An 11,967-nucleotide genomic window follows, 5' to 3' on the forward strand; every position below is an offset into this window, starting at 1 on the left:
GCGCCGATGGTACTGCCAGGGAGACCTGGTGGGAGAGTAGGACGCCGCCGCACTCACCGTGAAACCCGTAGGCCCCCGACCAGCAATGGTCAGGGGCCTACAGGCGTTTCCGGGCCCAGCCGGCGCCAAGCCTCGGTCGAGAAGTTCGCATGAGAATGTTATGAGGGCGTGACAAGGGGCTGTCAGAGGGCTCGACTAAGCTCCCGAACAAAGGTGGGGAATCAGACTCGGGGATCGGAAACCCCGTGCTAGGGAGGGAAACGGTGCGATCGCGCCGACTCGCGGCCAGCGCTGCGTTACTGATCGCCCTCGGCTCGGCTGCCGCGCTGCCCGCGCAGTCGGCCGACGCGGCGAGTGCGACCACGCTCCTGGTCGACATCATGTCTCCGTACTGTTCGGACACGAGTGCGACGGCGGGCTCGACGGCCACGCCGTACTGCACCATTCAGGCCGCTGCGAACGCGGCGACCGCGGGCACGACCGTGGAGATCTTCGGTGGGGCGGGCAACGCCGTCGAATATCCGGAGGAGGTGACCATCACGCATTCGGGCACGGCCACCGCGCCGATCACGTTCGAGGCGATCGGACGGTTCGCCGACATCGGGAGTATCAACCGCGCCGGCACGGTGACCGTGAAGAACGCGAGCTATGTCGATCTGCTCGATCTGGCGGCTACGACCATCGATGTCGTGAGTTCTTCGCACGTGGACGTCTCACGCAGCGACATCGAGAATCTGACCGTCGAATCGTCCTCAAGCGCGGTTTCCGCCGAGCGCAACAGCGTCGAGACGGTGACGGTGGCCTCGGGCGCGGCGAACACGGACATCACAGCGAATGTGATCCGGACCAGCTTGGCGTCGTCCGGCGTGACCGTGAACGGCGCGACCGGGACCGACATCACGAACAACACCATCGATATGCTCAGCGCGGCCAAGCCGATCGCGGTCACGGGGTCGGCCAGCGGCACGAGCATCGAGAACAATCTGCTTTCCGGTGCCTCCGACGGCACACCCGAGATCACGGTGGACGCCTCGTCGGCCCCCGGGACCACGGAGAAGTACAACGTGCTGGCCCTCGACGCGGTGACGAACGTGCCGTACTCCTGGGCGGGCGCCGCGTACACGACGCTTGCCGCCTTCCAGACGGCCACCGGCCAGGGTTCACAGGACGTGCTCGAAGACTTCGACACCAGTGTGTCCGATTCCCTGCTGACATCGGCGAATCCGGCCTTCGGGACCGCCGACGCTTCCGCACCGGGCCGCGGCGCCACTGACTTCTACGGCAACGCGTGGACGGGAGACGACCGCGGCGCGATGGACTTCGCGCAGTACACCGGGGCGTCGGTCGTCGCCGTGGTCGACGAGCAGTCGGTTCTGCTGAACGTCGACCTCAAGGGGCTGCTGATCGGCAGCGGCTCCTCGGTCAGCCTGAACTGGGGTGACGGGTCGACGAACCAGGTCGGCTATGAACTCGGCTCGAGCGACATCTTCACCGACTTCAGTGACATCGCCGGCGGGCATCAGTACACGAGTGTCGGTACGTACACGATCACGGCGACAGTGGTGGACGAGTCGGCGACGAAGACCTTCACCACACAGGTCACCACGCAGGGCGCGACGTACGTGCCGGTCACCCCTGCCCGCGTGCTCGACACCCGCCACGGCACGGGCGCCGCGACCGGCATGGTGACGGGAGGCCACTCGGTCGCTTTCTCCGTGGCTTCCGGTGTCTCCGGCGCGCCCGCCGCCTCGGCGATCGCAGCCGTGGTGCTCAACGTCACCGTGGTCTCGCCGGCCAAGAACGGCTTCGTCACCGCGTACCCGGACGGCGCCGCACTGCCGACCTCGAGCAACCTCAACTACTCCACCGGGCAGACCGTGCCGAACCTGACCACGGTGATGGTCGGCCAGGACGGCAAGGTGGACCTGTACACGAGCGCGACGGCGTATCTCGTCGCGGACGTGGAAGGCTACTACGTCACCGGCTCGGCCGGCGGTGGCTATCACCCGCTCAGCTCGCCCGACCGTCTCCTCGACACTCGTCACGGCACCGGAACTGCGGCGAAAGCGGTAGCGCCGGGTGGCACGATCTCGTTGCAGGTGGCCGGAAACGGCTCCATCCCGAGCAACGCGACCTCGGCCGCGATGAACGTGACGGTGGTCAGCGGCACGGCCAACGGCTTCGTCACCGCGTTCCCCTCGGGTGGCACGACGCCGAACTCCTCGAACGTGAACTACCGCACCGGCCAGACGGTGGCCAACATGGCGATCGTGAAGGTCGGCTCGGACGGAAAGATCGAGTTCACCAACTCCTCGACCGGCACGGTTCAGATCATCGCGGACATGGCGGGCTACTACACGGCGGCCGGCGGCGACGCCTTCATTCCGATGAAGCCGTGGCGGGCCCTGGACACGCGCAACGGCACCGGCCAGGAATCCTCGCTCACCTACCCGGTGGCTGCTGACTCCCCGCCCGTCTGGTGGTTCGACGACGAATTCGACGGCACCGGCTACTGGGACGGTGGACCGGGCCAGGTCGCGGCGCTCGTGCTGAACGTGACTGTCGTCTCTCCGGCCGCCAACGGCTTGTTGGTGGCTTACAGCGGAGTGTCGAGCAGCGTGCCGACCGCTTCGAACATCAACTTCCTGAAGGGGCAGACCATCCCCTCCATGGTGATGGTGGCGTGCAACCCGCGAAGCGACCAGCCGGCCCTCTACAACGAATCCAAGGGCACCACCCAGCTCGTGGCCGACGTCTTCGGCTACTTCAGCTGACCCGACCGACCGGCGGCGACCGGCGAAAGCACCCACGGGTGTTCTCGCCGGTCGCCGCCGGTCGCATTCGTGCTGGATCAGTCCGTCCCGGAGGCTGAGGACCGTCCGCACGTCCACTCCCCTCGCGCTTCTCCCGCGGAGGGTTTGCTGCTTCGGGATCTGCAGATCCGGGTTCGTGACCGCCGTACGGACCGTGCACGGGGTGGCCGATCTGTCACATCCTGCGGTGTGGGGTTGATTCCGGTGCAACCGGATGTGCGGCTCGGCTGTGTGAGAGACGTACCCCGCGCAGCGGCGTGCACGGAATGCGAAAGGAGGGTCATGCGGGAGACGGCAGAATTCGACGCGTTCTACGAGGCCACCTCGCACAGGCTGATCGGTCAGTTGTTCGCAATGACCGGCGATCTGGGTAGCGTCGAGGACGCGGTGCAGGATGCCTATGTCCGCGCGTGGCAGGCCTGGCCGAAGATCGGCGCGTACGACAATCCCGAGGCCTGGGTGCGCTCGGTCGCGTACAAGCTGTTGGTGAACGCATGGCACAAGTCCCGCAACCGACTCACTGCGCACTGGCGCGAGGCAGCGCGGTCGCACCCGGGTCCGGAACTCGGGCCGGACCTGATCGTGCTGGTGCAGGCGCTGCGCCGACTTCCGGAACGCCAGCGTCGAGTCCTGGTGCTGCACTATGTGGCCGATCTGTCGGTCGAGCAGATCGTGCGGGAGACCGGTATAGCGGCGGGAACGGTCAAGTCACACCTTTCGCGCGGGCGGCAGGCGCTGGCGCCGCTGGTGTCCGAGGACGACGGCGAGGGATCGGCGGGTGCGGTCCACCGCACGGCAGCACCGGAACATCGAGGCGAGAATGGATCCGCGAGGAAGGAGTACGGCCTTGTCTGACCTCGACGAGCAGCAGGCAGTCGAAGTACGTGGCAGCCTGGTGCGATTGGCCGAGTCGGTGCGGACCGCCTCGATGATCGAGGGTCCGCAAAGGATCAGGACGCGCGGGACCAAGCGGATCCGGCGGCATAGGGCCGGGCGGGCAGTGCTGGGCACCGCCGCGCTCGCCGCAGTGGTCTTACTCGGTACGCAGTTCGCGGTGGGCGGCGCAGAACGCGGCCACGCGCCGGCGGAAGCTGGAACCGCCTTTGCCGGTGCGTCTACCGGCGCGGGGAGATCCCCGTCTCCTGGGGTTACAACCACGGAGGCCAGTCACCGTCTTCCGTTCGACATGGGCAACATGGGCGCGATGTACATGCAGATGACTCTGCGTAGGTACGGCTACACGCACCTGGCCATCAGATCGGTAACTAGTCCGGACGTCGCGGCAGGCATGGTCATCGACGTCGTCGACGACCGGAACCACTCGGTCGCTGGCCAGCTCGTGCTCGTCGACACGCCGTTGACGATCGTGGTCTCGACCGGACCGGCGCACTGACTCGGAGCATCACGGGGCTGCATCACGGGGCTGCATCAGGGGGCTGCATCACGGGGTTTGGAGATCAACGCCGGGTTCCTGTCGCGGCATGGTCCACGCCGTCTCGTCCTCGCCCGGGCCCGGGCCTCACGTGCCCCGGCCCGGGCGAGATGGTCGTAGCGCACCGCTCGGCCCGTCGCGTTTGAACTCCGCCGGATACCGCTTGCTGCCGCTGTGCTGTGCCGCCTGGTGCTCGTCCACTGGATGATCTTCCATCCGGTATCCAGGTGTCGGGTTCCCGCGCGTGCCCGCGTCAGGCGGGTGTGATGCTCTGCTCGTACTGGAAGACGTTGCGGGGGTCGTACTTCGTCTTGATCTCGCGCAGCCGGTCGAAGTTGGATCTCCAGTAGGCGGTCTCCCAATCCTGCATGCCGATGTTCGGCACGTTGACATAGGCGCCGCTCACGTAGGGCCGCATCGCCTGGCTGAACTCGGCGATCCAGGCCTGGGCCTGCGGAGTGAGCGGGTCGCAGACGCCGGGTTGGCTTCCGCGCTTGCCCCAGCCGGCGCCAGGCTCGGAGTAGAAGAGTGCGTCGCGATGCGGGAACGCGGTGCCTCCGTCAGGTCGCCTCCGGACGGCCCCGCCAAAGGCCTGGGTGAAGAAATTGCTGTCATCCGTGGGGGCGTTCTGCATGAAGGAGGCGATCACGCCGATCGCTTCCTTCGGGAACGGCTTCCTGGTGAACTGTGAGAAGAACTTCCAGTTCGCAGGCTCGTTCTCGGTCGGGATCTGGAATCCGGAGTACACCTCGCCCCAGTTGCCCACCTGCACCGTGACCGTGGGGTTGCCCACCGACAGGATCGGGGCCAGCAGTCCCTTCGCCTCGTCCGGTGTTCCTTCGGCGAGAACCCCGAAGAGCAGGATCTGGTTCTTGTGGACCTCGAGCTGGGTCCCGAGGCGGTTGTCGGTGACGGGCGCCGTACGCTGCCAAGCGTCGAAAACCCCATGCAGGTCGCCGATGCCCTCCCAGGTGGCCTGGACGTAGGTGACGCTGTTGAGTGGAGCCACCTTGTAGGTGAGCGACGTGACGATCCCGAAGTTTCCGTTTCCGGCCCCGCGCAGTGCCCAGAGCAGGTCCGAGTTGTGCGCCAAGGATGCCTTGACCACCTTGGCGCACTCCGCGCCGGCCGCTACGACGACTTCGGCCTCCACGAGGCTGTCGCAGGCCATGCCGAGCCAGCGAGTGAGGAAGCCGAATCCGCCGCCGAGCGTCGCACCGGAGAGGCCGACGGTGCCTTCCGTTCCCGTCGTCACCGCGAAATTCTGCTTCGCGAGCGCGGTCACTGCTTCCAACTGGCTGAGCCCGGCTCCGACCGTCGTGATACGAGCGGCCGCATCGATCTCGACCGACTTCAACTCGCTGATGTCGATCACGATGCCGTTGTCGACATTGGACCAGCCTTCAAGGCTGTGCCGGCCGCTGCGCACCCGCAGCGCGACGTCATTCTGCCGGGCCCATTTGAGGGCGTTGACCACGTCCTGAGTGTTCTGGGCGAAGACGATGACCAGTGGAAAGTGAGTGAACAGCTCGTCCCAACCGAGGCTCGCATCCGCGTAGCCGGGGTCACGGGGACGGACGATGCGCCCGGTCAGCTCCGCTGGCGGGCACGGGCAGTGCTCGCACTCCATCGCGGCGCTCGCGACCGGGGCACCTGCGGCCAAAGTGCCTGGAACAACGACCGCGCCGACGCCGGCGGCTGCCGTCGCTCTCAGCATGCCGCGGCGAGAAAAATCATTCATATTCCCTGTCCTCCCGAACGGGTGCGAGGCGAACCGGCTTCACACGTTGGTGAATTAATCCCTGTGTGACAGCTTCCTAATACGGAAATGTAACAGGGGTGCCGTACGGACATCGTCTGACACGCTCATGCGGTCGGTACCGACATTCTGAAATGATGGAGATAGGCCACTGCGAACCGCCGCCACCAAAGTGCGACAGGATGAATTTGTGCCAGAGAAAGGTACATATTGTTGCATCGGTGGCACTTCTCGCGGCCGAGGGCAGGGAGCATCCAGTTCCGCCGCATGCTCCCGACGCTGGTCAAGGTCGCCGGGGACTCGGCCCGGAGGCCGACTCGAGATCTGCTCGACCCGCCCCAGTGCGTAGCGGTCCGGCTGGGCGAACCGGAGAAGATCTCCGATCAGCCGATCAGCTCGGTGGTTCCGCAGAGCCGACTCGATCGTGCCCGAGAGCCAAGGCCATTCCGGGCGGCGGCCTGCAGGTCGCGGGGACTTTGCACATGTGGGCCGGCAGCGGGCGGAAATAACGAGCTTCGCCCACAAACCCCCGGTCGTTCGGATGATCCGGGGCTATTCGCGATTAGCTGCGAGGCAGCCGGGTACTGGCCGCCAGTAGCGCGGCGTTACACCCCTTTGGAGTAGACATGTCAGAAAATTTCTTTTCCAAGGCCAAGGGACAGGCCCAGCACGGACTCGCGCAAGGGAAGCAGAAGGTCGACGAATTACAGCAACAACGTGCGGGGAACGACCTGCTGAGGAAGCTCGGAGCGGCTTACTACGCGGAGAAGCACGGGTTGGGCACCGAACAGGCGACTCAGGGCGCTCTTGGTGCCCTGGAAGCCCACATCAGTGCACATGGAGACGGCTTCCTGCAAGGGTAGCTGCCACCGTCGAGGTGCAAGTGGCATCGGGTAAGCCACAGCGCGAAGGCCTGAGTGTCGAGGGCGGCTGTCGTCCCGGCCACCGAGTCAATCAATTCCGAACGTCGCGCTCTCGACACATCTGCTTGCCGCTCAGGCGCGCCCACCTCGCCCGGCCATAGGCAAGCCGTCCATGGCGCAGGCCGAGGAGCCCGTGTCGACCAGGTCGACCGTTCGCGTGGTCTGCGAGGCTCCGCCACCGGAAGCGCCGAGCGAGATTTTCAGCGACGCGGCCTGGCAGGTCCCGCCGGCTGAGGAACCGCTCGAACTGCTCCGCCGCAACCGGCGCTTGACGCGCTCTGTGAACCGTCGGCGGTGAGGGCCGCCGCAGCGGTGGCGGCGGTGAGTGAGGACGCGCTCGTGGTGGCGCCCCCGGCGGCGCTGTTCGCAGCGTTCTCGGACGGCCAGCCGCTCGCCGCCGGGCTGCCGCTCGCCGCGAGCCCCGCCCCGTGAGCGAGGAATTGCGCCGCGAGCAGGTCGAGCGCCCGGGCAGGCACCGTGGCCTCGCTGTAGGCGGGCGCACCGGGACCGCTCGCCGTGCCGGGGCGAAGTCCTCGTTCCCTGAGATCGCCGTCGTGCGCCGGGCCGCCCGGGCCGTGCTCGACCGCTCAGCGGAGATCCGTGCACGTCACGGTGGATAGCGAATCAACGCCAGGGCACTAACCCCAGCGGGCTTCCCTCGCACCTACGCCGCCGTATCCACGCAGCCCTTACCTGCGCAAGCGTCTTTTCCGCAGGTCAGCGGGTGTGTCTCGGGTGGGCCGCGTGGGACTCGAACCCACAACCCAAGGATTAAAAGGCCTGATATGGCATGCGGCGCAACGGTGTATGCGATAGTCGCGGGTGGATACTCCATGCGCGAATAGGCACGTGACGGCAGGGATCACGCCGCTCGACCGGCGGGGTCGGATGTCGCTTTGGTCCGCTCTTGCCGCTGCGTTCCGTGTGTTCCCCTCGCGCTTGTCTCGCGCGCCTTCGGGGCTAACGACGTAATGACCATTGGCCAATGGTGTCAGCGTCAACACGTACGGTCGTCACATGGAGGAGGCAGCGGCACGGGAGCTGCTGGTGGCGGTGAACCCGAACACCAGCTCAAGCTTGCCGTTCCTGCTGTTGGTCCCCTATGGCGAAGGGCTGCTCCTTGCTTCGGCCGGCAAGTGGCCCCGGGAGCGGAGCATCTTCTGCATGGAGCTGCCATCGCGGTGCTGGCCGCGATCACCTGACCTGGTGGACCGGTCCAGAGTACTTGCGTGCGAACGGCGAGGGGCGAGCATCGACGTGGTCCTCGACAGGCCCGTGAGGAACCGCTCTCAACTTGTGTTCACGACCTGCCGTGGCCGCGAGATGATCTTCTGGCAGAGCCCGCAGGCGCGCGTGCGCTACCCGGAGCGCTCCGTGGTGCCCGCAAGTACAGCGGCCGGGCTGAGCGGCCTTGAGATCATCGTCGACACCAGAGAGAAGGACGGGTACGACTTCGCCTACCAGCCCGTGCGCTTGGTTCGGCACAGACTTGCCTGCGGCGACTACGGGGTGGTGCACGACGGACGTTTGGTGGCGGCGGTGGAGCGCAAGTCGCTGCCGGATCTGGCCGGCTCTCTCGCCAATCATCGGCTGGAGTACGCGCTCGCCGAGCTGGCCGCGTTACCGCGTGCCGCCGTGGTCATCGAGGAGGACTACGGCCAGCTGTTTGCCCTTGAACACTCGCGTGAGGCGCGGATCGCGGACCGGCTCGCCAGGTTGCAGGTTCGCTATCAGAGCGTGCCGATCATCTTCCTCGGAACCCGCGGCCTCGCGCAGGAGTGGATCTACCGTTTCCTCGGCGCCGCGCGTCAGTGGGTGGTCGATGAACTGGCTGCCGGGTCGCACATCGACGGCCAGCCCGGGAACCGTGCGCTCCGTTCCGCCCCAGCCGCATACTCGGCTTCGGAATCCAGCGTGCGCAGGTGGGCGTACACCGTCGGTCTGCCTCAGCCGGAGAAGGGCCCGATTCGCCCCGAAGTCTGGGCCGCGTGGCGTCGGACCCATCCACGCGGCTGACCTGAATTCGGCCGAAGGATCAGCGGACAGTGCCGCGCGTCGGCGCCGATCTCCGGAAGACGGCGTGCCGGCCGCGGAGATGCGGAACAATGTGACGATATGAGCCGCGCCGCATCCCATCTTCCGTCGTCTGTGACGGCCGGGCCACAGCCGTTCGCTTACCTCAGCACTCCGAACGCCGCGCTTTACGGCCAGGTCCTGCGGGTCTTCGCCCAGGCGAGGGCGCGGTTCACCGTGCACCTGCGGCCGGAGGACGTGCTCGCCGAGTTGCGTCGAGACACTGGCATCACGACTGTCGCGATCGAGTCGGTCTCAGCCGCGCTCGAGCAGTTGGAGTCGTGGGGCAATCTGCGTGCCGACGCGGACACCGGGCGGGTCACGACGGTCGAGGACTTCCACCGCGCGCGCTATCTCTACCAGCTCACCCGGCACGGGCAGGCCGCGGTGGCGGCGATCGCTGCGTATGAGCAGGCGCTGGGCCATCGCGGTCAGTTGCAGGCGGTGGCGCTGGAAGACATCGCCGAGCAGCTCGCGTCCCTGCTCGTGCTTGCGCGGGATCCGAACCCGGACGCGGCGAAAGCGCACCTCGCGTTGCTCGGGCTCGTCGACAGGTTCAGCTCACTGGCCGACAACGCGGAGGCGTTCATGGCCTCGCTGAGGCGGACCATCGACTTCCAGGACGGTGATGAGGACGGGTTCATCGCCTACAAGGACCGTCTGATCGGCTACATCGAGCGGTTCATCGCCGATCTGGCCAACCGTGGAGCGCAGATCGCAGATCTGCTCGGCCAGGTGAACGCATCGGGCGTGTCGCGCTTGCTCATCCTCGCGTCACAGCGCGAAGCCGCCGATGCGGTCCCGGACGGCGAAGGGCCGGCCGGGCGGAGCGGAGTGAGCACCGTCGATGGATCGACTGCTCCGGCCACGACGGCGGTCACCGCGGCACTCGCCACGTGGGAGAACCGTTGGCGGGGCCTGACGGACTGGTTCGTCTCCCGGGGCGCCCACCACCCCTCCCAGGCGAAGCTGCTGCGCGCGAGCGCGGTGAGTGCGATCACTAACCTGGTGAACACGGTCTCCGCGCTCAACGAGCGCCGGGGCGGGCGGGTGGACCGGTCCGCGGATTTCCGCGCGCTGGCGCGGTTCTTCGCCGAGGCACGCTCCGACGAGGACGCTCATCGGCTCTGGCGGGCCGCTTTCGCGCTGACCCCGGCGCGGCATCTGAGTGTGGACGCGGAGACGGAGGAGCTGTGGTCGCGGGACCAGCCTTCGTCGGCTACACCATGGGAGCAGGCACCGCCGTTGCGGATCAGCCCTCGGCTGCGGGAGACCGGCTCATATGAGCGGCGCGGCTCGCCGAACAAGGTTGCGGACCGGTCCGCGGCCCGGGCTTTCCTGGCCGAGCAGGCCGAGGCCGAGGCGGCGCAGACGGCGGCGGCCAGGTCTCGGCTGGCCACGGACGGCCCGACGCTCTTGTCCGAGCTCGGTGGGCCGGAAGGACTGGACCGGCAGGCCTTTCGGCTGTTTCTGGCGGTGCTCGGCGACGCGCTGGCGGCGCGGGTGCCCGGTGAGGCGGAGTGCTCGGCCATGACGGGCGATGGCACGATGGAAGTGCGCTTGAAGCTGGTCGACGAGTCGACGATCATCGATATCCCGACGCAGGACGGGGTCTTGTCCGGTCCCGAGCACATCATCGAGATTCTGGACCTCGCGCCCGCCGGAGGCACCCGGTGACGATCGACGATCTGGCCGTCGCGGTCGAGACTGACCCCGATCCGAGGGCTGCGTCACTCCTCGCGGATGTCCGGGCCGAGCGCATCAGGGCGGCGCGGGCGCTGCTGTCTCGACCGCTGTTGCGGACCGCAGACGAGCAGTTCCGCCTGGTGCGCAAGCATGCCGCGGAACTGACGACGTGGTTCGCCGCGGAGACCGGCTGGCGTCTGGTCGTGGATGTGCAGAGCGCGCGCCTGCTCAAGACCCCGGCTCGACTGGACGACCCGACGCGGCCCGCGATCGCCCCGAAGACGAAGGTCCCGTTCACCCGGCGCCGCTACGTCTTGCTGTGTCTGGCTCTGGCCGTGCTCGAACGTTCGGACAGCCAGATCACTCTGGGACGGCTCGCCGATGGCGTGATCACCGGCGTGGCCGATCCGGTTCTGGCGGACACGGGTGTCGAATTCCGGTTGGAGCGCCGGGAGGAGCGCTCCGACCTGGTCGCCGTCGTGCGGGTGCTGCTGGAGTTCGGGGTGCTTGAGAGGGTCCACGGCGACGAGGAGGGGTTCGTCGCGCAGACCGAGAACGACGTGCTCTACGACGTCAAGCGCAAGCTGCTCTCCGATCTGCTGGCCACGACACGAAACCCGTCGACCATTGCGGCGACCGGCTTCGAGCGGCGCCTGGCCGAGCTCACGGCCGAACCGCGTCCGGATACTGACGAGTCGCGGCTGCGCGGCCTGCGCCATCGGCTCACCCGGCGCCTGCTCGATGATCCCGTGGTCTACTACGCGGAGCTCGACGACGAGGAGCGCGACTACCTGGTTCGCCAGCGCCAAGCCATTACCGCACGGATCCACGCGTTCACCGGTCTTGTACCGGAGTTGCGTGCCGAGGGCGTGGCGATGGTCGATCCGCAGGACGAACTGACCGATGTGCGGATGCCGGAGCAAGGCACGGAAGGACACGTCACCCTGCTGATTGCCGCGCACCTGGCCGATCGGGGCCGGCCGGTCTCGCGCTTCGAACTGGCGCGCCTGGTGCGCTCGTTGGCCGCAGAGCATGGAAAGTACTGGCGCAAGTCGGCCGCCGACCCGGCCGCCGCGGGCGACCTCGCGGACGCCGCGTTGCGACGGCTGGTCGCGCTGGATCTCGTCGAGGTGTCAGGTGAGGCGGAGAGCGAGCTATTCAGCGCGAAACCCGCGATCCACCGCTACGCGTTGGCCGCGCCTCGCGTGCTGAAGTCCAGTTCCAAGACCGCCCCCAAGGACAGTTCCCGATGACCGCGTCGCGCCCCGATCTGCCCCGTCC

Annotated in this window: 8 protein-coding genes; 7 read left to right on the forward strand and 1 reads right to left on the reverse strand. The window is 67.3% G+C overall.

Annotated elements, in window-relative coordinates; translation table 11 throughout:
* The first annotated feature begins 263 nt into the window (after positions 1 to 263).
* The 3 genes from KDL01_RS33035 to KDL01_RS33045 all read left to right on the forward strand — a co-directional run bounded on the left by KDL01_RS33035 (position 264) and on the right by KDL01_RS33045 (position 4,206).
* On the forward strand, positions 264 to 2,774 hold the full coding sequence (locus tag KDL01_RS33035; RefSeq protein WP_212532609.1) for a hypothetical protein: 2,511 nt from the start codon (positions 264 to 266) through the stop codon (positions 2,772 to 2,774).
* Positions 2,775 to 3,095: 321 nt separating this feature from the next.
* Positions 3,096 to 3,668 (forward strand): SigE family RNA polymerase sigma factor, encoded by a 573-nt coding sequence (locus KDL01_RS33040; protein WP_212532610.1) that lies wholly within the window; start codon positions 3,096 to 3,098, stop codon positions 3,666 to 3,668.
* Positions 3,661 to 4,206, forward strand: coding sequence for a hypothetical protein (locus KDL01_RS33045; protein WP_212532611.1), 546 nt, complete (start codon positions 3,661 to 3,663; stop codon positions 4,204 to 4,206). The genes KDL01_RS33040 and KDL01_RS33045 overlap by 8 nt, the downstream gene beginning before the upstream one ends.
* A 292-nt stretch (positions 4,207 to 4,498) precedes the next feature.
* On the opposite strand, the gene KDL01_RS33050 is transcribed toward KDL01_RS33045, so the two are convergent.
* Positions 4,499 to 5,986, reverse strand: coding sequence for an FAD-binding oxidoreductase (locus tag KDL01_RS33050; RefSeq protein ID WP_212532612.1), 1,488 nt, complete (start codon positions 5,984 to 5,986; stop codon positions 4,499 to 4,501).
* 644 nt (positions 5,987 to 6,630) lie between these two features.
* Between KDL01_RS33050 and KDL01_RS33055 the strand changes: the two genes are divergently transcribed.
* From KDL01_RS33055 to KDL01_RS33070, 4 genes are all read left to right on the forward strand, one after another.
* Entirely contained in the window at positions 6,631 to 6,867 is a 237-nt protein-coding gene (locus KDL01_RS33055) for a hypothetical protein (protein WP_212532613.1), read from the forward strand.
* Between the two features lie 1,077 nt (positions 6,868 to 7,944).
* Positions 7,945 to 8,943, forward strand: coding sequence for an ERCC4 domain-containing protein (locus tag KDL01_RS33060; protein WP_212532614.1), 999 nt, complete (start codon positions 7,945 to 7,947; stop codon positions 8,941 to 8,943).
* 99 nt (positions 8,944 to 9,042) lie between these two features.
* A complete protein-coding gene (locus KDL01_RS33065) occupies positions 9,043 to 10,677 on the forward strand; it encodes a TIGR02677 family protein (protein WP_212532615.1) in 1,635 nt (544 codons plus the stop codon).
* A 2-nt stretch (positions 10,678 to 10,679) separates the two neighbouring features.
* Complete coding sequence (locus KDL01_RS33070; protein ID WP_368861696.1) at positions 10,680 to 11,939, forward strand: TIGR02678 family protein; 1,260 nt, start codon at positions 10,680 to 10,682, stop codon at positions 11,937 to 11,939.
* Positions 11,940 to 11,967 lie beyond the last annotated feature (28 nt).

Origin of the sequence: Actinospica durhamensis, from assembly GCF_018139695.1 — a bacterium.
Classification (GTDB): domain Bacteria; phylum Actinomycetota; class Actinomycetes; order Streptomycetales; family Catenulisporaceae; genus Actinospica; species Actinospica durhamensis.

Excerpts from the sequence above, each read along its gene's own strand:
- KDL01_RS33040 (WP_212532610.1), top strand. The coding sequence starts at position 3,096 with ATGCGGGAGACGGCAGAATTCGACGCGTTCTACGAGGCCACCTCGCAC.
- KDL01_RS33050 (WP_212532612.1), bottom strand. The coding sequence starts at position 5,986 with ATGAATGATTTTTCTCGCCGCGGCATGCTGAGAGCGACGGCAGCCGCC.
- KDL01_RS33055 (WP_212532613.1), top strand. The coding sequence starts at position 6,631 with ATGTCAGAAAATTTCTTTTCCAAGGCCAAGGGACAGGCCCAGCACGGA.
- KDL01_RS33060 (WP_212532614.1), top strand. The coding sequence starts at position 7,945 with ATGGAGGAGGCAGCGGCACGGGAGCTGCTGGTGGCGGTGAACCCGAAC.
- KDL01_RS33065 (WP_212532615.1), top strand. The coding sequence starts at position 9,043 with ATGAGCCGCGCCGCATCCCATCTTCCGTCGTCTGTGACGGCCGGGCCA.